11 protein-coding genes are annotated in these 25,571 nt (G+C 72.2%); 6 read left to right on the forward strand and 5 right to left on the reverse strand.

Annotation, left to right across the window (positions count from 1 at the left end; genetic code table 11):
- Positions 1 to 50: 50 nt before the first annotated feature.
- A complete protein-coding gene (locus OJ997_RS08355) occupies positions 51 to 9,158 on the reverse strand; it encodes a DUF4082 domain-containing protein (protein ID WP_270024616.1) in 9,108 nt (3,035 codons plus the stop codon).
- A 157-nt stretch (positions 9,159 to 9,315) separates the two neighbouring features.
- Entirely contained in the window at positions 9,316 to 10,464 is a 1,149-nt protein-coding gene (locus tag OJ997_RS08360; protein ID WP_270024617.1) for a hypothetical protein, read from the reverse strand.
- An 87-nt stretch (positions 10,465 to 10,551) separates the two neighbouring features.
- On the opposite strand from OJ997_RS08360, the gene OJ997_RS37440 reads away from it, so the two are divergent.
- Genes OJ997_RS37440 through OJ997_RS08375 form a run of 3 tightly spaced genes read left to right on the forward strand, consistent with a single transcriptional unit; the run spans position 10,552 to position 14,664 of the window.
- Positions 10,552 to 11,940, forward strand: coding sequence for a glycosyltransferase family 2 protein (locus OJ997_RS37440; RefSeq protein WP_270024618.1), 1,389 nt, complete (start codon positions 10,552 to 10,554; stop codon positions 11,938 to 11,940).
- Entirely contained in the window at positions 11,937 to 12,818 is an 882-nt protein-coding gene (locus tag OJ997_RS08370) for a glycosyltransferase family 2 protein (protein ID WP_270024619.1), read from the forward strand. The genes OJ997_RS37440 and OJ997_RS08370 overlap by 4 nt, the downstream gene beginning before the upstream one ends.
- A 43-nt stretch (positions 12,819 to 12,861) precedes the next feature.
- Positions 12,862 to 14,664, forward strand: a complete 1,803-nt coding sequence (locus tag OJ997_RS08375) for a LamG-like jellyroll fold domain-containing protein (protein ID WP_270024620.1) — start codon at positions 12,862 to 12,864, stop codon at positions 14,662 to 14,664.
- Here the strand turns inward: OJ997_RS08375 and OJ997_RS08380 are convergent.
- Entirely contained in the window at positions 14,661 to 15,821 is a 1,161-nt protein-coding gene (locus OJ997_RS08380; protein WP_270024621.1) for a glycosyltransferase family 4 protein, read from the reverse strand. The two genes, OJ997_RS08375 and OJ997_RS08380, sit on opposite strands and share 4 nt — an antisense overlap.
- Positions 15,822 to 16,380: 559 nt before the next feature.
- Here OJ997_RS08380 and OJ997_RS08385 point away from each other — a divergent pair.
- Both OJ997_RS08385 and OJ997_RS37445 read left to right on the forward strand, forming a co-directional pair.
- Positions 16,381 to 19,434 (forward strand): fibronectin type III domain-containing protein, encoded by a 3,054-nt coding sequence (locus OJ997_RS08385; protein WP_270024622.1) that lies wholly within the window; start codon positions 16,381 to 16,383, stop codon positions 19,432 to 19,434.
- A 155-nt stretch (positions 19,435 to 19,589) separates the two neighbouring features.
- Positions 19,590 to 21,785 carry a LamG-like jellyroll fold domain-containing protein gene (locus OJ997_RS37445; protein ID WP_270024623.1) on the forward strand — a complete coding sequence of 732 codons (2,196 nt, stop codon included), beginning with the start codon at positions 19,590 to 19,592 and terminating at the stop codon, positions 21,783 to 21,785.
- On the opposite strand, the gene OJ997_RS37450 is transcribed toward OJ997_RS37445, so the two are convergent.
- Both OJ997_RS37450 and OJ997_RS08400 read right to left on the reverse strand, forming a co-directional pair.
- Entirely contained in the window at positions 21,755 to 23,284 is a 1,530-nt protein-coding gene (locus OJ997_RS37450) for an O-antigen ligase family protein (RefSeq protein ID WP_270024624.1), read from the reverse strand. The genes OJ997_RS37445 and OJ997_RS37450 overlap by 31 nt on opposite strands.
- Complete coding sequence (locus tag OJ997_RS08400; protein WP_270024625.1) at positions 23,281 to 24,174, reverse strand: hypothetical protein; 894 nt, start codon at positions 24,172 to 24,174, stop codon at positions 23,281 to 23,283. The genes OJ997_RS37450 and OJ997_RS08400 overlap by 4 nt, the downstream gene beginning before the upstream one ends.
- A gap of 83 nt (positions 24,175 to 24,257) precedes the next feature.
- Here OJ997_RS08400 and OJ997_RS08405 point away from each other — a divergent pair, with 83 nt between their 5' ends.
- Complete coding sequence (locus OJ997_RS08405) at positions 24,258 to 25,571, forward strand: glycosyltransferase (RefSeq protein WP_270024626.1); 1,314 nt, start codon at positions 24,258 to 24,260, stop codon at positions 25,569 to 25,571.

The following is a 25,571-nucleotide window of genomic DNA, read 5'->3' on the forward strand; positions in this document are numbered from 1 at the left end:
ACGGTGGACGAGCCTATGCAAGGCTCGTCCACTGCGCACTAGCCGTCCGATCAGGGATTGACCGGACGGTTCATATCCGTACCGATTTCCGCAGGGGTGAGCGCACGGTTGTACACGCGGACCTCGTCGATGAGGCCGTTGAACCACCCGTTGCGGACGCTGTCGCCGCCGATCCGCAGCTGGCCGGCGCTCGTCACGAGCGGGGCGGGCGCGGCCTGCGAGCCGACCTGCGCCCCGTCCACGAACGTCTTCAGCGTCGCGCCGTCCCAGGTCATCGTGAGATGCGCCCAGGTGCTCAGCGGCAGCCCGGCGGGGGCCGGAGCGCCGAGCTCGGCGGTCGTGAAGATGTGCCCCGCGGGCACGTTGGCGTCGGTGTTGGCGAACAGCGCGTACGCGAGCGAGCCGACCTGCTCCTTGAGGATCACGGAGCGCCACGAGTTGAGCGTCGTCGGCTTGATCCACGCCTCGAGCGTCATCCCGGCGGTCAGGTTCAGCGCCGGGGCGTGGGGGACGCCGACGACGCTGTTGGTGCCGTTGAAGGACAGCGCCCGCCCGAAGCGGCCGTCGACGACGCGGGTCGCGTTGGCGATCGTGCCGTCGTTGTGGTTGACCGTGTCGGTCGCCGTGGCGCCCGTGGTCTCGTCGAAGCCGTAGGCGGCCACGAGCCCGGTGTTGTGCACCTCGACGGCGACCGCCGTCGACGTGCGCGTGTTGCCGGACGCGTCACGGGCCACGGCGGTCAGCGTGTGCCGGCCGTCGCCCACCGTCGTCGTGTCCCACTGGTAGGCGTACGGCGCGGTGGTGTCGGGATCGCCCAGCGCCTGCCCGTTGCGCATGAACTGGACGGAGGCGACACCGACCGCGTCGGTGGACGTCGCCGTCACCGCGACCGTCGCGGCCAGGCTCGCGCCGTTGGCCGGAGCGGTCAGCGACACCGTCGGCGCCGTCGTGTCACCGGCGACCGTCACCTGTGCGCGCGGCGACGCGGAGCTGCGGTTGCCCGCGGCGTCGACCGCCTCCACGCGGTAGTGGTACGTGCCGGCCGGGACGCCGCTGTCGGTGTAGGTCGTGCCGCTGGGGACGCGCGCGATCCGGTTCGCCGCCGAAGGCGTGAAGGACGAGCTCGTCGAGCGGTACACGCGGTACTCCTTGACGCCCACGTTGTCCGTCGAGGCCGGCCAGTCCAGCTTGGCCCCGTCGGCGCGCGTCGTCGGCGTCAGCGAGGAGGGTGCCGAAGGCGGCACGGCGTCGGTCGTGGAGTCCAGGCGCATGATCCGCGACACCGACGGCACGCCGTTCTTGACGACGAACAGCATGTACCAGCCGGGCGGCGCCACGTTGGCGTTGGCCGGGCCGGTGATGCGCAGGCCGTCGCCCTGGACCGAGGACGTGAGCGGGATGAGCCGCTGGTCCATGTCCAGGTTGTGGGTCACGGCGCCCATGCGGATCAGGTGCACCTTCTCGATGCCGGCCGCGTCGGGCGTGTCGATGTTGAAGTTCGCGCCGTAGTGGATCTCGTCCGGCGCCGCGCTGATCTGCGGGCGCGGGCCCTTGAACAGGTACGGCGGGGAGTAGATCTCGCCGCTGTTCTCGTTCTTGGCGTTGCCGAACGCCCCGCCGCCGGCCAGCAGCACGCGGCCGTCGGGCAGCAGCAGCGCCGACGAGTGGTACAGGCGCGGGCGGCGGCTGGAGGCGCCGACCGTCCACGTGTTCGTCTCCGGATCCCAGATCTCGGACGCGAGGATGCCCGTGGTCTCGTCCACGCCGTCGGTGCCGTTCTGGCCGCCGGTCGCGAGGACCTTGCCGTCCGGGAGCACGGTGAGCGTGTGGTAGGAGCGCTTGTAGTTCATCGGCGCGACTTCCTGCCACGCGGGCGTGGGCTGCGTGAAGTCGATCGCCGCGGCGCGGGCGCTGACGCTGCCGCCCGGGAACTCGGGCTCGGACCACGTGCCGGACTTGAGGATCTTGCCCGGGCGGTACATGACCGCGCTGTGGCCGTCGATCGGGCTCTCACCCACGGTCGTCCACTGGCCCGTCGTCGTGTCGAGCGTCCGCGTCGTCTTGTCCGGACCGGCGTCGAACACCTTGCCGTTCGGCAGCACGAACATGAACGGGTACAGCGGCATCCAGCGCTGGGCGGCGGGCAGCTCCTGCCACGTGTCCGTGGCCGGGTTGTAGATCTCCGGCAGCGTGTTGGACGCGATCGTCAGCGGCACCGGCTGGTTCTGGCGGTTGAGCACCGCGTTGTCGCCGGAGACCACGAGCACGCGACCGTCCGGCAGCGTCGTCGCGGTGGGGTACCAGCGTGCCACGGACATGTCCGCACCTCGAGCCCAGGTCTTGGAGACCGGGTTGAAGAGGTTCGTGTCCTTCAGGCCCTCGTACGCGTTGATGTGGCCACCGACGACCAGCAGGCGCCCGTCCGTCAGCGTGATGTGGCCGGCGCAGAACAGGTTGCGGCCGCTGGGGACCGACTCGAACTGCTTCGTCCACGGGTCCCACGTGTGCTCGCTGTTGAGCGCGGCTTCGAAGCCGTCCCAGGCCGCGACCTTGCCGTTGGAGAGCAGCGCCAGGTGGACCGGCACGATCGGCCACTCCATCGGCTTGGCGAACTCGCCGATCTGGTCCGTGCGCAGCGACTCCGGCGGCTCGGGCGTGCCCGCGACCACCGGCCGCGCCATGTCGTCCTTGAGCTCGGCGGCGCTGAGCGGGCGGTTGTAGATGCGGATCTCGTCGATCAGGCCCTTGAAGTGCTCGCCCCAGACGTTGTTGGCGCCGAAGGTGAGCGCGCCGCCCGCGTCCGGCAGGCTGCCGGTGGCGGCCTTCGACGCGATCTGCGTGCCGTTCGCGAACAGGCGCATGATGTTGCCGTCGTAGGTGGCCGCGAGGTGCGTCCAGTGGTTCGGGTCGAGCTCCTCGTCGCCGTTGACGATCATCTCGCCGTCCGGCAGCGCGAGGTGCGCGCTGGCCGTGTCGGCGGTGTTGTTGGCGTACAGCGACCAGCCGAGGCTGCCGGCCTCGCGGAAGATGATCGTCCGCCAGTTGCTGGTCGCGTCCGGCTTGACCCAGGCCTCCATGGTGAGGCCGGTGGTCAGGCGCAGCTCGGGCGCGTCGGGCACCGAGGCGATGTCGTCCTCGCCGTCGAACACGAGCGCGCGGCCGTACTTGCCGGAGTTCGAGCGCGCGACGCCGTTGAGCAGCGCGCCGTCGTGGCCGCCGGTCTCGTCCGCGATCACGGTGCCCGCGGCCTCTTCGAAGCCGTAGGACGCGACCGCGTTCGAGTGCGTGCCGTTGATCGTGGTCGAGCCGTGCACGACCGGGGTCGTGCCGCCGTTGCCGTCGAGCGCCGTGACGTCCACGGTGAGCGCGTCGCCGAGGTCGCCGTTGCCGGGCTGCGAGAGGTCGAGCGAACGGCCCGTGCCGCCCTGGACGGCCACGCCGTTGCGGTACCACTGGTACTGGTAGCTGATCGCGTCGCCGTCGGCGTCGCCGAAGTCGGCGGCCGCGGCGGTCAGCACGTCGTTGGTGGCCGGCGAGGTCGGCTTGACGCGGATGGTGCCGGCGATCGGCGCGCTGTTGACGACCGTGGCCGTGCCGGTGGCCTCGTCGCCCTTGGCGCCCTTGGAGTCGGTCGCGGTGATGTCGACGGTGATCGTGTCACCGCGGTCGCCGTTGCCGGCCGTCGCGAGGTTCAGCGTGGCCGCGGTCGCGCCGCTGATCGCCGCGCCGTTGCGCTTCCACTGGAACTGGTAGGTGAACGTGTCGCCGTCCGGATCGCGGTAGCCGCTCGGCGTCGCCGTGAGCGTCTGGTCCGTCTTCGGCGATGCGGGGGAGATCGCGACCGTGCCGGGCACCGGGGTCGAGTTCGAGCCGGTGATGTTCTGGCCGCCGCGCGCCGCCGGGCTGGTCGCGTTCTGCGGGTCCACGGCGGTCACGTCGACGTCGATGCGGTCACCGAGGTTGCCGTTGCCGGCGATCGACAGGTCGAGCGTGCGGCCCGTGGCGCCCGCGATCGCGACGTTGTTCTTGCGCCACTGGTAGCGGTAGGTGAGCGTGCCGCCGTCGATGTCGGCGAAGCCCGCGGGCACCGCCTTGACGACGTCGTTCGTGGACGCCGGCGCCGGCAGGACGGTGACCGTCCCGGCCGTCGGGTTCGTGTTGGCCACCGTCTCGGTGTCGACGGCGGCGTCGCTCGCGGCGCCGCGGCCGTCCGTGGCGAAGACCTCCACGCGGATCTTGTCGCCGAGGTCGCCGTTGCCGGCCGTCGCGAGGTTCAGCGTCGCGCCGGTCGCACCCGGGATCACGGTGCCGTTGCGCAGCCAGCGGTAGTGGTAGGTGATCGGGTCGCCGTCGGGATCGCTGAAGCCGGTCGGCGTCGCGGTCACGACCTGGTTCGTCTTCGGGTTCGCCGGCGCGAGGTTGACCGTGCCGAGCGTCGGCGCGCGGTCGGTGCCGCTGGCGAAGCCGATCTGCACGCGCTGGAGCGTCGGCGTGTCACCGGTCGTGCGGGTCAGGCGCGCCTGGTACTGGATGTAGCGCGCGGCCGGGCTCTGGACCGCGTTGGCGGCGCCGAGGTTCGCCCACGCCGACCAGCTCGCGTCCGGCGTGGGCGTCGCGCCCGAGCGGGTCTGGAAGCTGAGCGTGGTGCCGGCCGGGACCGTCGCCGTGGACGTCAGCGCCTGCCAGTTGCTCGCGCCGGGCCCGCTGTCCATCACCCGCGACGTGAACGTGCCGGTCGTCGAGTAGGTGCCCATCCGCAGCCAGTCCACGCGCACGCCACCGCCGAACACGCGGTAGTCGCTCGCGAGCGGGCGCATCGGTCCGGGGATCGTGATCGAGTGCGTCGCGACCAGCGCGCCGTCCACGTAGTACTTGACGCTGTTCGCCTGCCAGTCGATCTTGAACCGGTGCGGGCGTGAGAGCGACACGCCGGGGAGCGGCGTGATCGTGTTGTCCGGGTTCTGGAAGTCCGAGCCACTCTGCGCGTACAGCCCGATCGGCGAGCCGTTGCTGGCCGTGGTGAAGACCGCGAACGGGTAGTCGCTGAAGTCGTTGCCGAAGCCGACGCCCTGTTCGTTGATCGCGGCGAACGTCGCCACGAACTCGATCGTGCGGCCGGGGCTGAAGAGCGCCTCGGTGCGGGAGACGCCGCCGTTGACGAACATCGAGCCGTCGGTGACCGTCGTCAGGCCACCCGAGCCCCAGTCCGAGTCCAGCCAGTCCGCGGGCAGGCCGATCGCGTCGAAGTCGTTGCCGACGGTCGGCCGCAGCACGACCTCGCCGTCGGTGGTGTCGGCCGTCGCACCGCTGTACGTGTTCTGGGCCGTGCCGGCCGCGAAGTCGCCCTTGCGGGTGTCCACGAGCGCGCCCGCGGGGACGGCGAACGGCGTCGGGACGGCCGGGGCGCTGGCGGAGTTGCCGGCGGCGTCGATCGAGCTGACGCGGCCGTAGTAGGTCGTGCCGGGCGCCAGGCCGGTGAGCTCGACCTTGTGGTCGGTCTCCCGCGCGGTGTTGACGATCTCGTAGCCGAGGTTGGCGTTGCGGCCGTACTCGACGCGCGAGGACGCCGGCTCGTCGGTCTTCCAGGTCACGGTCGCGCGGCCCTCGGCGTCGGCGGTCGCCGACAGCGCGGTGATCTCCGGCGCCGTGGTGTCCGTCGCGTAGGTGGCGGTGTAGGCGCCGCCCTCCGCGTTGAAGACCACGTACTCCTGGCCCTTGATCGTGCGCGTGTTCCACGAGACGGCCTGGCCGTTGCGCCGCAGCTTCGACAGCGGGCCGCTGGCCGAGCTGGCGGGGAGCATGGCCTGCAGGCCGCGTGCCTTCGGGTTCTGCGAGATCGAGAACGTCAGCTGGTTGCCGCTGTAGGCGATGTCGGCGAACGAGGAGCCGTTGCGGCCGTCGAGCCAGTCCAGCATCTGCTTGGCGCTGATCACCGGGACGCCGCGGTCCTGGGCCTCGGCGACCATCGTGTTGACGTTGACGTGGTCGCCGTAGTCCGTGTGCGCGATGACGTTGAACGCGCCGTAGTAGGCCTTCTCGCCGAGCGCGTTGTCGAGCAGCGTGTGCAGCTGCCACGGGTTCGGCATGTCGGACTCGTCGGAGACCTGCGTCATCGACTGGTAGGAGTCGATGATCGTCCCGTCGAGGTCGCCGAAGCGCATCGGGAAGCCCGAGCCCGTCAGCAGGCCCGGCTTGGTCAGCCAGCCGGGAGGACCGTTGTAGTAGTAGTTCGTGTCGAAGCGGATGCCCTTGTCGAGCTGGCCCTTGGCCGCGTCGGTCCAGCCGTCCCAGATGATGCAGTGGGTGCGGTTGGAGACGGGCGGCGCGAGGCTCGGCCACTTCGCGGTGAACGCGCCGAGCTGGGTGGCGAGCATGGTGCTCAGCGACCCCATCGTGTAGTCCTGGCAGCTCGTGTTCAGGTGCAGCGCGAGCTCGAAGCCTTCGGCCTGGTAGGCGGCGGCCTGCGCGTCGGTCATCGGCGTCTCGGGGTACACGTACGCGGACGCGCGCACGCACTCCCAGTCGGCCACGGAGCAGCTGTCCGCGCTCATCGCCTTCAGCCGGTTGAAGTACGGGACGACGCCGCCGACGGCGTGGTCGTCACCCGTGAGGATCATCACGGCCTTCTCGCCGCGCGGCAGGTACCAGAAGCGCGGCATCGGGGTCTTGTCGCGCGTCATCTCCGTGATCAGGTTCGCCAGCAGCCGCTGCTGCTCGTCCGCCTGCGGGACGTCGACCTTGTCCAGGTCCACCCAGTTGGGCTGGACGTCGCCCACCTTGGGGCCGTAGAACAGGTCGACCGCACGCGTGCCGGGGATCGCCCAGCCCGTGCCGTCGCGCTTGTCGTTGATCCACGCCGGGTTGCCCTGGCGCGTGTAGACGACCGAGCGCGCGAGGTCGAACGTGAACGCCGCGGCCTCGCCGCCGGCCGCGCCGACCGTCCGCAGCGTCGCCGCGGGGTTCGTGGTCGCCGCGCTCGCGTTGGAGTACAGCGTGGCGAGCGCGCTGGCGCCGTTGAGCGTGTAGCGGTCGGCGACGCCGTGGTACTGGAGCGTCTGGCTCTCGATGCCCTTGCCCGAGGCGGTGTTGGTGTCGACCTTCAGGTAGCCCTCGGCCAGCGTGGAGCCGGCATCGGTCAGGCCGAGCAGGGGCGCGAGCTTCTTGTCCGGCCGCATCGCGATCAGGTTGCCGCCGCCCGCGACCCAGTTCGTGAGCACCGTGACCTCGGTCGTGGTGACCGTGGGGGAGGTGAGCAGCAGCACGCTCTTGCCGGTGAGCATCGACGCCGTGATCGGGCCGTCGGCGGTCGTGAACTCGTTCAGGCCCTCGGCGCGCAGGATCTCCGCGTAGTAGCGGCCGAACGGGTCCGAAGCCGAGCCGGCGAGCAGGATCGGGCCGCCCGGGCCGTCGGCGGGCGAGCGCCCGGCGGCGGTGAACGTCCACGTCTTGTCGGCGGCGAGCGGGTTGCCGGCGACGTCGGTGACGCCACCCGACGCGCCCTTCACGCGGGCGGTGTAGGTGGTGTCGAAGGCCAGCGGGGCGGCGGGCGTGAGCTTGGCGGTGCGGGTCTGCGCGTCGTAGGTGACGGTCGCGGTGACCGCGTTGTTGCCCGAGTCGCGCAGCGTGAAGGTCGTCGTGGTCAGGCTCGCGGGCGCGATCGGCTCGTCGAACTGCGCGGTGACGAAGCTCGTGCGCGCGACGGCGGCGGCGCCGTTGGCGGGCGTGGAGGCCGAGACGGTCGGGCCGGTCGTGTCCGGCGGGATCGTGCGGTCGAAGGACGCGTCGACCCAGTAGTTCGTGGCCTGCCAGGTCTGGTCGGGGAACGCGCTCGGGCCGTACTTGTAGACGCCGTTGCCACCCGGGGTGGTGTTGGGCAGCGCGTACAGCGGCGCGTTGTCGGCGACGTTGTTGAAGTAGCCCGTGCCCTGCGGGTAGTAGCCCGCGGGCGAGTGGTAGGAGACGACGTAGGTCGTGTCCTTGGTGATCGCCACCGGGTTGGTGAGCGCCACCTGCTGCCAGCCGGAGGCGGTCTCGTCCTTGAAGGTCGCGGTCGCGAGCGGCTGGCCCGTCGAGGACCACAGGTTGCCGACGTGCACGCCGGTGTTGTTGGGCTGCTTGTAGAAGCGCAGCGCCGTGATGAAGCCGTCTTCCTTGGAGCGGAACTTCATGCCGAGCTCGAGCGGCTGGTCCTGGACCGCGTTGCCGGGCTGGTTGTCCGTCGTCTTGAAGACCGTGCACGGGCACTGCGGCGGCGTGGAGAAGTCCCACGAGTCGTCGGCGGTGAAGCGGTTGCCGACGAGGTCGGCCGGGCCGGCGTTGCCGCCCTTGACCGTCGCGGTGTAGGTCTTGCTCAGGCTCAGGGCGCCGGTCGGCGTGAGCGTCGCGGTGCGCGTGGGGGCGTCGTAGGCGACGGAGGCCGGGACGGCGTTCGCGCCGTCCTTGAGCACGAACGCACCGGCGGTGACGGTGAGGGGATCGACGGGTTCGTCGAACGTGACCTTGACCGTCGCGTCGGCCGCGACGCCGGCGGCGTTCGTGGCGGGGGTGCGCGTCTGGATCGCGGGCGGGCGCGTGTCGGCCGGCTTGGTCGGGCTGTAGACGGCGTCGACCCAGTAGTTCGTCCCGCTCCAGGTGTCGGTCGGGAAGACGCTCGAGGAGCCGTACTTGTAGACGCCGTTGCCGCCATCGGCCGCGGGGGGCGCGTGCAGCGGCGGGCGGTCCACGCCGGCGTTCAGGCCGGTGAGGCTGAACGCGAAGCGGCCGGTGCTGGCGTAGTAGGACGCGACGTAGATCGTGTTGGCCGTGATCGCGACCGGGTCGGCGATCGGCGCTTCCTGCCAGCCCGTGAGCGCGTCGGGGAACTGGGTCGTGGCCAGCAGCTGGCCGGTGCTCGACCACAGGTGGCCCTCACGCGGGCCGATGTTGCCGGGCTGGCGGTAGAACCGCAGGGCGGTGATGTAGCCGGGCGTGTCGGAGCGGAACCGCACGCCGACTTCGAGTGGGGCGTCCGAGACGGCGTCCCCGACGGGGCCCTCCCCAGGGGCGAACAGGGTGGAGGTCTGCGCGTTCGCCGCGGGCGCGGAGGTCAGCGTGAGGACGGCGATCAGCAGCGCGCCCAGGCAGGCCAGGTGCGCGCGCAGGCGGCGGGGAGCGGGCATGCCGGCACTCCGTGCAGGCACGTCGGCGCGAATCAAGTTGCGGTTCCGTCCGTTCATTTGATAGGGGCCACACTAAGTGAGGTCAGGGGCGCGCGGGGGGAGATCAAGACCTTCGGCTAGGCCGAAAATCGGTGCCCCCGGCCGGGGCTGGGGAGGGTCAGATCTTCGTGCGCGGGGTGGCGACGAAGGCCTTGCGTTCAAAGCGGGGTACGGGGGCCAGCTCGAGCAGCCGCTCGACGGCGAGCGCGACGCCGACGGCGGCCATCGGCACGAGCACGAGCTCGAGCCGGAACGCGCTGAACACGGGCACGGTCAGGACGTACGCGACGCCCGCGACGGTCGCGGCCTTGAGCATCGTCAGGGCCATCGAGCCGCGCGCGCCGCGCGTGAGCAGGAAGAGCGCGAGCAGCCCGCCGAGCAGGAACGCGGCGGTGTACCACTGGCCGTCTCGCACGAAGCCGCCGTTGGCGCGGACGAGCTCGAGGATCGCGTCCGGGTAGCGGCCGATGATGAAGCTCCAGGTGGGGTCGGAGACGGGCTGCGCGCCGTTGAGCATCTGCGCCAGCAGCTCCCGCATCGGTACCGGGATGAGCAGGAAGATCGGCAGGGTCGTCAGGGCCGCGGTCGCGAGCAGCCCGACGGCAACCCTCGACCTCAACGTGACGGTGATCCACAGCACCGCGAGCAGCGGCACCCAGGTGCTGTCGCGGGTCAGCGCGAGCAGGCCGAGGGCCGCGGTCCAAGGAACGAGCCAGCGTGGTCCGCGCTCCAGGGCGAGGATGCCGCTGATGAGCGCGCCGGTCATCAGCGCGAGGCCCCAGCTGTCGGTCTGCGGGAAGCTGGAGTGGTCCACCAGCGCGGGCAGGAAGGCCACCGCGAGGGCGACCGGGCCGGCCACCGCCAGGCGGAAGCGGAGCAGCAGCAGCGCGAAGATCGCCAGCACGGCGGCGACATGGCCGGCGAGCGACACGTCGAGCACGGCGCGGTCGCCCGCGATCGGCTCGAGCACGGCCGCGGCCGCGGGCACGGCGACCCGACGCTCGTAGAACTGCGCGTTGAACCGCACCCAGCCCATGTCGCCGGTGCGCTCAGGGTCGAGCCGGCGCAGGTCGGCGGCGAGCGGGCCCTGGAACGTGGTGCTCAGCGCGGCGTCGTGGTCGGCCCCGCGGAGCTCGAGCGCGCGCGCGTGGTAGAAGAGGCCGTCCGGCGTCCAGCGCGGGGGGCCGCTCAGCGAGCCTCCCACCGCCACGAGCGATGCGACGATCAACGCGAGCGCGACGATCGTGATCCTGAGGGGCCGTTCCATCCGGGCAATACTCGCGGGAACGAGCCCGAAGCGACCTCCCCGGATGGCTAGCGTGCACTTGGCGACGGTGGTCTACCTTCGCCTCTCGTGACGCCTGCCGCCACCGACATCATCCTCCTCGCGCACAATCGCCTGGAGCATCTGATCGCCACCGTCGAAGCCCTCGAGGAACGCACTCCGGAGCCGATCCGCATCACGGTCGTCGACAACGCCTCGGCGCCGGACGTCCGCAACTGGCTCGGCGCGAACCGCCATCGCTTCCACAAGGTCATCCTCCGTCCGACCAACGAGCACGTGCCCGCCTTCCAGCACGGCATCGACGCGACCACGAGCGATCCGTACATCGTCTCGGACCCGGACATCGTCGTCCCCGACCTGCAGCCGTCGTGGCTCGCCCGGCTGCACGGGTTGATGGAGCGCCACCCGGAGTTCGGGCTGATCGGCATCGGCCTCGACCAGGCGAACCGCCCGAGCGTGCTCGGCCCGGAGGTCATCGACCCGGCGACCGTCGTCGACGACGAGATCGTCGCCACGGGCGTGGGCACCGTGATGCAGATGATCCGGCGCGATGCGCTCGTGACCGCGTACCGCTCGGACTGGCAGACCTGCACCGACATCACGCGCTCCGGGCGCCGCGTCGGCTGGGCCGAGGGTATCCGCGGCGTGCACCTCGGGTGGGACGACTACCGCCTGTATCCCGCGCACCTGGCCGCGAAGCACCTCAGCTACGGCGTCTACAACGAGATGGACCTGATCGGCCGCCCGCCGACGCTCACCGAGTTGGCGGTCGCCGGGCCGGTCGTGCGGCTCACGCGTGAGGCCGGGCTCGCCGACGCCGCGCTCCTCGAGGTCACCTGGAACGGGCCCGCGGTCGGCGCCGCCCTGCCGGCCAGCGTCTGCGTCGAGCGGCCCGAGGCCGGGGCCCTGCCCTTCCAGGACGGCGCGGCCGGCGCCGTCGTGCTCGTCGATCCGCCGGCGGCGGAGGCCGAGCGCGCGCTCGCCGAGGCCACGCGCGTGGGTACGCGGATGGTCGTCGCCATCGCGCCGCTCGAGGCGTTCGGCGCCCGCACCGCGGCCGAGCTCGCTCCCGCCGGCTGGACCGGCGAGGAGGCCGACGGCCCCGGGGACGTCCCGCTCGCGCTCGCGCTCGCCGCCGACCGTGACCCCGAGCTGGCCGCGAACCTCGGCCCCGCCGCCGTCCAGGACCGCGAGCAGTGGCTCGAGCTCTTCGGGCGCGGCGCGTTCGGCAAGGGCACACGCCGGCTGTGGATCTGGCGCCGCGAGGAGGAGCTGCCCGCCCCCGAGCGTGTCGTCTTCGACCCGGCGCTCGTGCAGCCCTGGCGCGGTGTGGCTCCGCCGATGGCGCAGCCGCGGCGCAAGACCTTCATCGAGCGGCTGTGGCGCCGGGCGGACCTCGCCGAGCGCGCGCGGCTGTGGATCGCGCTGCGCCGCCGGTCCGGGGAGGCGCGGGCGTGAGCGCGCTCGTCGACGCCGTGGTGGTCAGCTACCGCAGCGCCGAGACGCTGCGCGGCTGCGTCGAGCCGCTGGCGGCGATGCCCGACGTCGCGGTCACGGTCGTCGACAACGCCTCACCCGACGACTCGGTCGCGACGATCGCCGGCCTCGACGTGCAGCTGATCGAGTCGCCCCGCAACGGCGGCTTCTCCTACGGCTGCAACCTCGGCGCCGCCGAGGGCGCGGCGCCGTACCTGCTGTTCCTGAACCCGGACGCGCGCATCGACGCGGCGGCCCTTCAGCACCTGCTCGACGTGCTGCGCGCCCATCCGGAGGCCGGCCTGGTCGGCCCGCGGTTGCTCGAGCCCGGCGACGAGCTGGCCTTCAGCCGGCGGCGCTTCCCGAGCAACGGCTCGACGTTCGCGCAGGCCGTGTTCCTGCACCGCGTGTGGCCGCAGGCCGACTGGACCGACGAGCTCGTGCGCGATCCCGCCGCTTACGAGCACGCCGGGGAGTCCGAGTGGGTCTCGGGCGCGTGCATGCTCGTGCGCCGTGAGGCCTTCGAGGCGATCGGCGGCTTCGACGAGCGCTTCTTTCTGTACTGCGAGGACACCGACCTCTGCCGCCGGATGTGGGACGCGGGGCACAGCGTGCGCTTCGAGCCGTCCGCCGTGGTCCGCCACGTCGGCGGGGCCTCCTCGGAGGTCGGCGCGACCCAGGCGATCCTCGCCCGCAGCCGCGTGCTCTACGCGCGCAAGCACGACGGCGCCTTCGGTGCCCGCGTGCACGCGATGGGCGTGGCGCTCGGCGAGGCGACGCACGCCGCCACCGCGATGTCACGCCCGGCCTCACGGCGCGGGCACATGGCCGCCGCCCGCGCGGCGCTCTCCGTGCGATAGGCGGATATTCAAGCCCCGACCTCGGGGTACCGATGCATGTGTGATGCACCGGATCCTGATCGCCGCTGCCGCTTCGCTGCTGTTCGCCGCTCCCGCTTCGGCGGCGACGCGCTACGTGAGCCCGTCCGGCTCGGACGGCGCGCCCTGCTCACAGGCGGCGCCGTGCGCGTCCCTCGCGCGCGCGTATGGGATGTCCGCCGCGGGGGACGTCGTGCAGGTCGCCGCGGGGGCGTACGGCGAGCAGGCGTTGCCGTCGGGGAGTGCGAAGGCCGTGGCGTTCGTCGCGGCGCCCGGGACCAAGCTGCGCCAGCTCTCCAACGACGCGTCGAACGTGTCGTTCGACGGGTTCGAGCTCGACGGTCAGTTCGCGAAGGCGCCGACGTTCGGCAACAACGGCAACTCGGTGACGTTCAAGAACGGCAGGATCGGCAACGTCACCGACGAGAAGGGCGCGTTGGTGAGCGGGTCGAACTTCACGTTCGACAACGTGGTCTTCCATGACATCCGCGTCACCGACTCGGCGGTGCACAACGAGTGTGTCTACGCGATCTCCGTCCCGGGGTTCAGTGTTCGTAACAGCTCGTTCTATGAGTGCGCAACGATGGACTTGTTCTTCACGTTCGGGCATTGGTGGAACCCGAAGCCGCCCGCCTACGGGAACGTGACGATCGAGAACAACGTGTTCTCACACTCGACCAACATCGGCGCGGGCACGTGGCACTACTACGGGCTCTACGTCGGTGACACCGGTCCCGACGGCGGGACCCTGCAGAACTGGGTGGTCCGCAACAACACCTTCGAGACACCGGTGAATGTGAGCCGCACCTCGAGCTCCGGCTCGCGCTGGGTGGGCAACGTGGGTTCCTGGGGGTGTGTGTCAGGCGTGACCTATCGCTTCAACGTGGGCAGCAAGTGTGCGGCGCAGGACAAGCAGGTGAGCCCCGCCGCCTCGACCAAGACCTCGACCGCACCCTACAGCTGGCGCAACCCCGCCGCATACGACTTTCGGTTGAACTCCGGCTCACCGGCGATCGGCGCGGCTGACCCGGGTGACTTCCCGGCGCGCGATCGTGACGGCAACGTGCGCGACGGCGCACCGGACGCGGGCGCGTACGAGTTCGGCGCGGGACCGGGGGGCGGGCCGCCCTCGACCGGCGGCGAGGGCGCGGGTGGCCAGGACGCGCCGACCGACGCGGCACCCCCGGCGCGGAGCGCCACGAGCACGCGGCTGGTCGGCGCGTGGGGCTTCGGTGAGCGGCGCGGCCGGACCGTGCGCGACAGCGCCGGCAGTCGCCAGGACGGGCGCGTCAGCGGCGCCCGCCGGGTGGCGGGCCGCTTCGGCCGCGGCCTCGCCTTCGACGGCGTCGACGACCAGGTGCGTGTCCGCGACGCCACCGAGCTGGACCTCTCCACGGGGATGACGATCGAGGCGTGGGTGTACCCGACGTCGGTGAAGGGCTCGCGCTCGGTGGTGTTCAAGGAGCACCGTGCGGCGCGCCACCAGACCTACTCGCTGTACGCCGCCAACAACGGCCGGCCCGCGGCGAGCGAGGTCGCCACGGACCCGTCCTACACGACGCTCAGCGCGGCGCGGGCACTGCCGCTGCGACGCTGGACGCACCTGGCGACGACCTACGACGGCACGACCCTGCGCCTGTTCCAGAACGGCCGTGAAGTCGCGCGCCAGGCGCTCGGTGGCCGCATCCCGACCAGCGACGACCAGCTCGCGTTCGGCGGCAACGGCGTCTGGGGCGAGTGGTTCAAGGGCCGGCTGGACGAGATCCGGATCTGGGACGGCGCGCGCACCGCGGCGCAGATCCGCGCGGACTCCCGCCGCCGGATCTAGCGCACGACCGGCTCGGCTTCGGCTTCGGCCGGGTGCCCTTCGAGCGCCCGCAGCAGCCGCTTGCCGACCTGGTCCCAGGTGAACCGCTCCGACCGCAGCTTGGCGGCGGCGCCGGTGCGCTCGGCGACATCCGCGTCGGCGAGCCGGCGCATCGCGGCGAGCAGCGCCGCGTCGTCGTGCGGGTCGACGACGACGCCTCCGTCGCCGATCAGATAGCCCGCGCCCCCGGCGGTGGTGCCGATGCTCGGCAGCCCGGCGGCCGCGGCCTCGACGTAGACGACGCCGGCCGCCTCCGAGAAGGACGGCATGACGAAGCAGGTCGCCTCGCCGAACAGGCGGTCCAAGCGAGCGTGCTGCTCGGGCACGTCCAGGCGCAGGACGCCGTGGCCGGTGACGCCGGGTGCGTGCACCTCGGGGTGGCCGCCGACGAGGTCCAGCCGCGCGTCCGGTCGTTCTTCACGCAGCCGCTCGAAAGCTCGCAGCACGCCGTCCCCGTTCTTGCGGGGCCAGTCCATGCCGACGAAGAGGAAACGCGGGCTCGACCAGTCGCGCTCGAGGGCCGGCGCGGTGTGGTTGCGACCGATGCCGACGACGTGGACCTTCGCCGGCGGGATGCCGTAGTCGCGGAGTACTGAGTCCGCGGCCCAGCCACTGGTGAGGCAGACGGCGGTGGCCGAGGCGTACGCGCGGCGCTGGCGCTCGAGCCGGGCGGCGAACGCCCGCGGCGTCAGCGTGTCCCAGCCGGCGTAGGCGCGACCGCGTTCGCGCGTCTGGGCGACCGTCATGTCCTCGAGCGTGGCGATCGGGACGTCCGCGGGCAGCGCGTAGCCCGTGCCGATCTGGACGACGCCGTCCAGCGGGCCGGCGGCGCGCAGCGCACGGGCGGCCGTCACCGAGATCACCCGCGCGAGCCCGGGGGAGGCCCAGCCGGCGGCACGGCCACGGCTGATCGCGGCGCGGACGTCGCGCTGCGGGCGCAGGTAGCGCAACGCGATCGCGTTGACCACGGCCTCACTGATGAGCGGCGGAGGAGCGACGTTGATCGCCACGGGTTCCACACCGGCTCCCGCCAGGCCGCGCATTACTCCGGACGGCGTGCCCGACCATGTTGAAGCCTCGCTGGGGTCTCCCGGGAAGGCGACGCCGATGCGCGACATGGCGTCAACTGTACGTGGCGGCGGCCTGGGCGTACCTGGCCGTAAGTCGTGCGCAAAAGCGCCCGTCCACCGCGGGTTTGACGTGTATCGGGTGCGGGAACCAACACCTCCGCAGGGCACCCGGCGGACACTCCCTTAGGCCGGGTGGGTATCGTGCCGCCCGGCGCCGCCGGTCAGCGGCCCGATCCACTATGGCCTCGAAATGACTCGGGGCCGGAAGAACTACGGATGGACATAGCCGTTGGCGTCGTGTGCGGGGGCTACCTGTTGCTTCCGTCTGGTCAAGCACGACGTTGTTGATCCGCTTCTAGCCCCAAGGAGCCAGTTGATGCTGCGTGCATCTCTCGCAATTGTCGCGTCGGTCCTATTTTTCGCTGCTCCGGCTTCGGCCGCAACGCGTTACGTGAGTGTGTCGGGTGCGGACAGCGCATCCTGCTCACAAACGGCGCCGTGCGCATCGCTCGCACGCGCGTACGCGGTGTCGGCAGCGGGGGATGTCGTGCAGGTTGCGGCTGGGTCCTATGGCAATCAGGCATTGCCGTCAGGTGGCACCAAAGCGGTGACGTTCGTGGCCGCGCCCGGGACGAAGCTGCGCCAGCTCTCCAACGACGCGTCGAATGTCACCTACGACGGGTTCGAGCTCGACGGTCAGTTCGCGAAGTCGCCGACGTTCGGCAACAACGGCAACTCGGTGACGTTCAAGAACGGGCGGATCGGCAATGTGACCGATGAGAAGGGCGCGTTGGTGAGTGGTTCGAACTTCACGTTCGACAACGTGGTCTTCCATGACATCCGGGTGACGGACTCCGCGGTGCACAACGAGTGCATCTACGCGATCTCGGTGCCGGGCTTCACGGTGCGCAACAGCTCGTTCTACGAGTGCGCGACGATGGACCTGTTCTTCACGTTCGGGCACTGGTGGAGCCCGACGCCCGCCCCGTACGGCAACGTGACGATCGAGAACAACGTGTTCGCGCACTCCACGAACATCGGTGCGGGCACGTGGCACTACTACGGCCTCTACGTCGGCGACACGGGCTCGGACGGCGGCACGCTGCAGAACTGGGTCGTCCGCAACAACACGTTCGAGACGCCCGTGAACGTCAGCCGCCCCTCGGGCACCGGCTCGCGCTGGGTCGGCAACGTCGGCTCGTGGGGCTGCGTGTCGGGCGTGACGTACCGCTACAACGTCGGCTCCAAGTGCGCCGCGACGGACAAGCAGGTCAGCCCGGCCGCCTCGACCAAGACCGCGACCGCGCCGTACAACTGGCGCAGCCCGGCGCAGTACGACTTCCACATCCTCTCCGGCTCGCCCGCGATCAACGCCGCCGACCCGAGCGACTACCCGGCGCGTGACCGCGACGGCACCGCCCGCGACGGCACGCCGGACGCCGGCGCCTACGAGCTGCTGAGCAGCACGAACCCCGGCACGGGCACGCCGACCCCGACCCCGACCGCGACGCCGACGGTCACCGCCACGCCGACGGCCACCGCGACCGCCACGGCCACGGCCACGGCCACGGCGACGCCGACGGCCACCGCGACCGTCGCGCCGACGGCGACCGCGACCGCGACGCCGGACACGCAGGCGCCGTCGATCCCGCAGGGGATGGCGTGGACGACGACGACGCAGACGAGCATCGGCCTGCGCTGGGACGCGTCCACCGACAACCGCGGTGTGGCGGGCTACCGGGTCTACCGCAACGGCACGGCCGTGGGGACGACGACGAGCTTGAGCTACTCGGTGTCCGGGCTGGTGTGCGGCACGAGCTACGAGATCGGCCTGACGGCGTACGACGCGGCGGGCAACGAGTCCTACCGCGCGGCCGCGACGGGCACGACGACGACCTCGGCGTGCTCGCCGACGCCGACGCCGACCGCGACGCCCACGCAGACGGCGACCCCGACCGCCACGCCCACGCAGACGGCGACGCCGACGCCGACCCAGGCGCCGGACACGCAGGCCCCGTCGATCCCGCAGGGGATGGCGTGGACGACGACGACGCAGACGAGCATCGGCCTGCGTTGGAACGCCTCTACTGACAACCGCGGTGTGGCCGGCTACCGGATCTACCGCAACGGCACGGCCGTCGGGACGACGACGAGCTTGAGCTACTCGGTGTCCGGGCTGGTGTGCGGCACGAGCTACGAGATCGGCCTGACGGCGTACGACGCGGCGGGCAACGAGTCCTACCGCGCGGCCGCCACGGGCACGACGACGACGTCGGCCTGCTCGCCGACGCCGACCGCCACGCCGACCCAGACGGCGACCCCGACCCCGACGCAGACGCCGGACACGCAGGCGCCGTCGATCCCGCAGTCGATGGCGTGGACGACCACGACGCAGTCGAGCATCGGCGTGCGTTGGAACGCCTCCACCGACAACCGCGGCGTCGCCGGCTACCGGGTCTACCGCAACGGCACGGCCGTCGGGACCACGACGAACCTGACCTACACGGTCTCGGGGCTGGCGTGTGGGACGAGCTACGAGATCGGCCTGACGGCGTACGACGCGGCGGGCAACGAGTCCTACCGCCCGGCGGCCACGGGCACGACCACGACCGAGTCGTGCGCGCCCGCCGCCACGGCGACGCCGACCGCGACGTCCACGGCCGCGGCCACGCCGACGGCAACGGCCACGGCGACGGCGACGGCGACGGCGACGGCCACCGCGACGGCGACGGCGACGGCCTCGCCGACGGCCACCGCGACGGCCACGGCCACGGCCACGGCCACGGCCACGGCCACTCCGCCGGCGGACACGACGGCGCCCGACACGACGATCGTGCTCGGCCCGACCGGCACGGTGCCGCGCGGCACGGTCTCCTTCTCGTTCACCGCGACGGAGTCCGGCTCGACGTTCCAGTGCCGCATCGACGGCCCCGGCTCGGTGACGGGGACCTACCAGTCCTGCACCACCCCGGCGGCGTACAGCAGCCTCGCCGACGGCTCGTACACCTTCCGGGTGCGCGCCATCGACCAGGCGGGCAACGTCGACGCCAGCCCGGCGACGCGGAGCTTCACGATCGCGCCGTCGACCGAGACGCCGACCCTGCCGCCCGCGGCACCGGTGATCAGCACGCCCGCGTCCTACAGCTGGAGCAACACGGGCAGCGTGACCTTCACCGGCACCAGCGCCGCGAACGCGACCGTCGAGCTGTTCGACGACGGCGTCTCGCTCGGCACGACCGTGGCGACCGCGCTCGGCTCCTGGAGCCGGACCGTGACGCTCGCCCAGGGTGACCACCTGATCACGGCGCGCGCCGGCAACCTCGGCGGCACGTCGCCGGAGTCCGGCATCCGCGTGATCAAGGTCGACCGGCAGGCGCCGTCGATGCCCGTGATCACCTCGCCCGCGGCCGGCACGACCGCGGCCGGTGGCTCGTTCACGCTCTCGGGCACGGCCGAGGGCAGCACGATCCTCGAGCTCTTCGAGGACGGCGTCAGTCAGGGCACGTCGTCGGTCAGCTCCAACGGGACGTGGACGCGGTCGATCACCCAGGCCCGCAACGGGACGCGCACCTACACCGTCCGCGTGACCGACTCGGCGGGCAACGTCTCGCCGCTGTCGGCCGCTCGCAGCGTCGCCGTGACCGGCTCGGTCACCCGCTAGCGGCACCGGTTCCCGGGGGACGCGCCAGTGGGCGCGTCCCCCGCGTTTCACACACCGGCGGTCATAATGCGGACCTCGTCGGCTATAGTCGCGCCCCGCTGGTCGGGGGTCGGCCAGCGACTCGATGCTCTCCAGCACCGGCTCGGGAGGCCGCTGTGGCGCGTGCCCTGACGTTGATCGTGATGCTGCTCGTGCTCGCGGCGCCCGCCTCGGCGGCCACGCGGTACGTGTCGCCGACCGGCGCCGAAGCCGGGCAGTGCACCGCGGCGATGCCGTGCCGCGCGCTCGGCCAGGCCTACACCGTCGCCGCCGCGGGGGACACGGTCACGGTCGCCACCGGCGCCTACCCGGCGCAGTCCGTGCCGGCGGGCACCAAGGCCGTGACGTTCGTCGCTTCGCCCGGCGCGACGTTGCGCTCGCTCGAGAACAGCGCCGCCAACGTCACCTTCGACGGCTTCTCGATCGACGGCAACTTCGCCAAGAGCCCGGGCTTCGGCAACCACGACGCGCCGAACGTGACGTTCCGCAACGGCGCGATCGGCAACATCACCGACGAGAAGGGCGCGCTGGTCAGCGGCGCGAACTTCACGTTCGACAACGTCCGCTTCCACGACGTGATCGTCACGGACTCCGAAGTCCACAACGAGTGCGTCTACGCGATCGGCGTACCCGGCATGACCGTCCGCAACAGCACCTTCACGGCGTGCGCGACGATGGACCTGTTCTTCACGTACGGCGGGTGGTGGACGCCGCTGCCGCCCGACTACGGCAACGTCACGATCGAGAACAACGTCTTCGGCCACACGACCGCGGTGGGCGCCGGCTCGTGGCACTACTACTCGCTGTACGTCGGCGACACCGGCCCGAACGGCGGCACGTTGACGGGCTGGGTCGTCCGCAACAACACCTTCGAGATCAACGCGCGGGTGAGCCGTCCGAGCGCGACGGGCTCGCGCTGGGTCGGCAACCTCGGCGGCTGGGAGTGCGTGCCCGGGATGGTCTACCGGCGCAACGTCGGCAAGGCCTGCGGGTCCGCCGACCGTGCCGTGACGCCGCACGGGAGCACGCGCACGACGGCCGCGCCGTTCGGGTGGCGCGACCCCGCCGCCAACGACTTCCGGCTCACGGCGAGCTCGGTGGCGATCGGCGGGGCCGACCCTGCCGACAGCCCGGCCCGCGACCGCGACGGCAACCTGCGCGACAGCGCTCCCGACGCCGGCGCGTACGAGCTCGTCGGGGTGACGCCCACGCCGACGCCCACCGCAACCGCCACGGCGACCGCGACCGCGACGGCGACCGCCACCTCGACGGCCACCGCCACCGCCACCGCCACGGCGACCGCCACCGCGACGGCGACGGCCACGCCGGACACCCGCCCGCCGACCGTGCCCAAGGGCATGGCCTGGACCGCCAAGTCGCAGACGAGCCTCGCCCTGCGCTGGAGCGCGGCCAGCGACGATCGCGGCGTCGCCGGCTACCGGATCTACCGCAACGGCACCGCGATCGCGACGACCGCGAACCTCGGCTACACGCTCACCGGCCTGGCCTGCGGGACGAGCTACGAGGTCGGGCTCACCGCCTACGACCTGGCCGGCAACGAGTCCTACCGCCCCGAGGCCACCGGCACCACCGCCACCGAGCCGTGCGACCCGACGCCGACGCCCACCGCCACCGCCACCCCGACGGCGACGGCCCTGCCGACCGCGACGGCCACGCCGCGCCCCGAGACCGAGCCGCGGCCCACGCCGTCACCGCTGCCCGACGCCCTGCCCGGGACGCGTGCCGGGGCGAGCTCGGCCCCGAAGCTCGTGCTCGCGTGGCACTTCGAGGAGGCGCGCGGGAAGCGCGTGCGCGACTCGAGCGGTCGCGGCAACGGCGGCACGCTCAAGGGTGTGCGCCGCGTCGCCGGGCACGCCGGGCGCGGCCTCGAGTTCGACAGTCGCAAGGACGTCGTCCGGGTGCCCTACGACGAGAGCCTCGCGTTCCCCGGCGGGATCACGATCGAGCTGTGGGTCCGGCCCGCCCAGCGCACGGGCGGCCGCGTGATCGCGCTCAAGTCCGCCGCGACGCCGCTGAGCCTGTTCGCCGGCGCCGGCCAGCTCCCCGCGCGGCGCTGGACGCACCTGGCGGCGACCCACGACGGCCGCACGCTGCGCGTCTACCGCAACGGCAAGCTCGTCTCCAGCCGCCCGCTCGCCCGCGAGGCGCTGGCGGCGCACGGCGCGCTGCGCTTCGGCGGCGCGACGGTCGCCGGCGCGTGGTTCCGCGGCCGGATGGACGACGTCCGCGTGTGGGACGGCGTCCGCGGCGACGCCGACCTTCAGCGCGCGGCCGGCCGCGCCACCGCCTGACGGCGGCTCTGCGCGCGCAGGCGCGTCAGCAGGCTCGGCTCGTTGTCCGGGCGCACGATCACGGCCGCGAAGCCGAGGAACACGAACGAGAGGAACGTCACCTGCACGAACGCGAACGCGTCGTAGGTGAACATGCCCACCGCGAACGCGGTGATCGACGCGGCGAGCGTCGTCGGCAGCCAGCCGTCGGCACCGGTCTCCGCCCGGGCTCGCCGGCCGAGCTTGCGCACCGCGCGCACGTACAGCCAGATCAGCCCGACGAAGCCGACGAAGCCGACGTCCAGCAGCGAGCCGAGCCACTGGTTGTCGAGGATCTGGGCGCCGTCCGGCGCGCCGTCGGTGGCGACGATGCGCGTGCCGAAGCCCTGTCCGAAGAACGGGTTGCGTGACCACTCGTCGAGGCTCGGCCCGATGTCGTGCAGGCGGCCGGAGCCCGAGCCCATCTCCTGCGACTGCTCCTGGACGACGTACGCCGGGTTCAGGATCGCCTTGAAGGTGCCCAGCGTGCCGGGCATCGCCACCTGGATGACGCACATCAGCACGAACAGCGCCGGCAGCAGCTTGATCGTCTCCTCGCGCTTGAGCCAGAAGAACACGGCGAGCGTGACCATCAACATCACGGCGGCGGTGCGCGAGCCGGTCGACAGCGCGCCGAGCGTGAGCAACCCGCCGGAGGCCAGCCAGATCCAGTGACCGTCGCGCCGGTGCAGGTAGAGCGTCAGCGGCAGCAGCATCACCAGCGCCGCGCCGAGCGCGATCGGGTGCTGCGCGGAGCCCATCGCGCGGGTGCCGGTGCCGCGCGCCAGCGCCTCGCCCTGGTCGACGTACTGCAGGAACGGCAGGTACGCGCCGAGGCCGTTGAACATGTTGCGGCCGCTCTTCCACTCGTACAGCGACAGCAGCGCCACGAACGCGCCGCCGAGCACGATCAACCGCAGGATCCGGTCCATCTCGGGCCCCCGCCGGATCGAGCTGCCGACGAAGTAGATCATCAGGATGAAGCTGATGAAGAAGCTCACCTGCTTGAGCACGGCCTCGCTCAGTGCCGCGACCTTGGACAGGTTGAGCACGAGCGAGAGCAGGATCGCCATCAGGAAGACGGTCACCGGCCCTTCGAGCCCGGTGCCGCGCCAGCGCACGTCAGGGTCGATCAGCAGCGCGCCGAACCAGCACAGCATCACCACGGCGATCACGACGCGGTAGGGCTCGAGCTCGATCGGGAACCCGCCGCCGACGGTGTAGCGGCGGATCGGGATGAAGAGGATGACCGCGAGGATCAGCCCGAGCAGCGTCTGCCACGAGAGCAGCGCCTTCTGGTAGCTGATCAGCGCCAGCGGTAGCACCACCGCGGCCAGGGCGGGGACCGCCAACCCGGCGTAGCCGGCCGCGAGCATCGTCACCACGCCGAAGCCGGCGAGGATCCACAGGGCCAGATCGGTCCCGCGCGTGCGGGAGCGCCGGCCGATCGCCGGCGCGGGGGCCGCGCCGGAGGAGATCACCGCGGGCGGCGCGGAACGGACGTGGGGGGAGCCGGCGGCGGCGGCGGGCCGCCCCAGACCGAGCCGGCGGGCACCGGGCGCGCCGGGGCGGCGGGCTCAGCGGCGCCGTTCTCGACGGCCCACGGGTCCACGATGCCGTCGAAGGAGTCCTCGTCCTCGGCGACGGCCGTGCGCTTGCGCGAGCCACCGCCGCGCATCGCGGCCAGCAGGTGGGTGAGCGCCAGCGTCCCGAGCAGGCCGAGCACGAAGGCCATCAGCGAGCTCGTCTTCGACGGGCCCGAGAGCAGGTAGCCCGGCGACGGCGCGTTGAGCGCGACGAGCTCGACCCGCTGCTTCTCCGGGACCTGGTTCTTGGTCTGATCTTCCTTGAGCGTCCCGCGGAGGGCCTCGATCATGTGCTCGTTGAGCTTCTGCGCGCCCTGCTGCGTCGGCGCGCTCGTGGTGAGCTTGATCACCGGCAGGATCACGCCACCGGACGCGCCCTGCAGGGCGCCGGCCGTGACCTGCGCCGGGTTCGCCTTCTCGGGCGTGCGGAGCCGGACGCGGTCGCTCATCGCGAGCTGCGAGTACAGGTCGGCGAGCCCGCCGAAGCGGTTCGGATCGGCGAACTGCAGCTGGTCGGCGGGGATCGGCTCTTCCTTGCCCGTCGCGTCCGTCTTGAGCTCAGGCGCCTCGGGCAGGGTCACACGACCCTCCGGGAAGCCGAGCTGGGTGACGAGCATGGAGGAGTCGCTGGACCACGTGGACTCTCCGCGCGCCTCGATCTTCAGGCCGCCGGCGAGGCTGACCTTGTACGACGCCATCACCGACAGCGCGAGCGTGAGGAGGACACCGACGATCGTCACGACGCGGAAGCGCCACAAGACGGCAGCGTGGCGAGGAAGGTTCATGCCGTTGAGCCTAGGTTGCGGCCCGCGGACGGCGCCTAGCCCATCGTGCAGGTATCGGCCTACGGCCTCTACGATCGGCGTCCATGTCCCGCCGCGTGCTGATGCTCGCCCGCCACTTCCCGCCGATCGGCGGCGCCGGCGTCCACCGCACCGTCGGCACGGTCCGGCACCTGCGCGAGCACGGCTACGAGCCGGTGGTGATCACCGGGCCGGCCGAGCACCGTGACCGCTGGGAGCCGCACGACCCGGGGCTGCTCGCCCAGATCCCCGCCGACGTCGAGGTCCATCGCCTCCAGGGCCCTGAGCCGCCCGCGCGCACCGGCGCACGTGCGCGCGCTGACAAGCTGCTGCAGGCGCGGGCACCGTGGATCGACTGGTGGATCGAGGAATCCGTGCGGATGGGGCGGCGCGTCGGCGCCGACGCCGACGTCATCTACGCCTCGTGCCTGCCGTACGAGACCGCGAACGCGGGCGCGCAGCTCGCCGCGGAGCTGGGCAAGCCGTGGGTCGCCGACCTGGAGGACCCGTGGGCGCTCGACGAGATGCGCCTGTACCTCACGGGCGCGCACCAGCGACTCGAGCAGCGGCGCATGCGCACCGCGCTCGCGAGCGCCGCGGCCGTGATCATGTGCGCGGAGGAGGCCGCGGTGCGCGTGCGTCGCGCCTTCCCGAAGCTCGACGGGCGCGTGGCCGGGATCCCGATCGGCTTCGAGCGCGACGACTTCGCCGGCGGCGACGGCGGCCATTCCGGCGACACCTTCAAGATCGTCCACACGGGCTCGATGCACACCGACTTCGGCCGCGCGCTGCGCGCCTCGCGTCGTCGTCGCCGGCTGCTCGGCGGCAGTGTCGAGGGCCTGGACATCATCACCCGCTCGCACGTGTTCCTCGTGCAGGCGATCGAGCAGCTGCTGACCGCCCGGCCGGAGCTGCGCGACCGGGTCGAGCTGCACCTCGCCGGCGAGCTGACCGAGGGCGACCGCGCGGTCGCCGCGCCGCACGCGTTCGTGCGCACGCCGGGCCTGCTCGCGCACCGCGACACGGTCGCGCTGATGCGCTCCGCCGACCTGCTGTTCCTGCCGATGCATGACCTGCCGGCGCCCGCGCGCGCGGGGCTCATCCCGTACAAGACCTACGAGTACCTGGCGGCGCAGCGGCCGATCCTGGCCGCCGTCCCGGACGGCGACGTGCGCGACCTGCTCGGCCCGGTCGGCCACGTCACGCTCGTCCGGCCCGCCGACGTCGACGGGATGACGCAGGCCCTCGGCCGGCTCGTGGACGAGGCGCCCGTGACCCGCGTCGCCGACGATCTCGACTCGCCCGTCCTCGCGCCGCTGGAGCGGCGCGCGTGCGTCGCCCGGATCGCGGGCGTGCTCGACGGCGTGCTCGGCCGCTGA

Origin of the sequence: Solirubrobacter phytolaccae, from assembly GCF_027587195.1 — a bacterium.
Taxonomy (GTDB): Bacteria; Actinomycetota; Thermoleophilia; order Solirubrobacterales; family Solirubrobacteraceae; genus Solirubrobacter; species Solirubrobacter phytolaccae.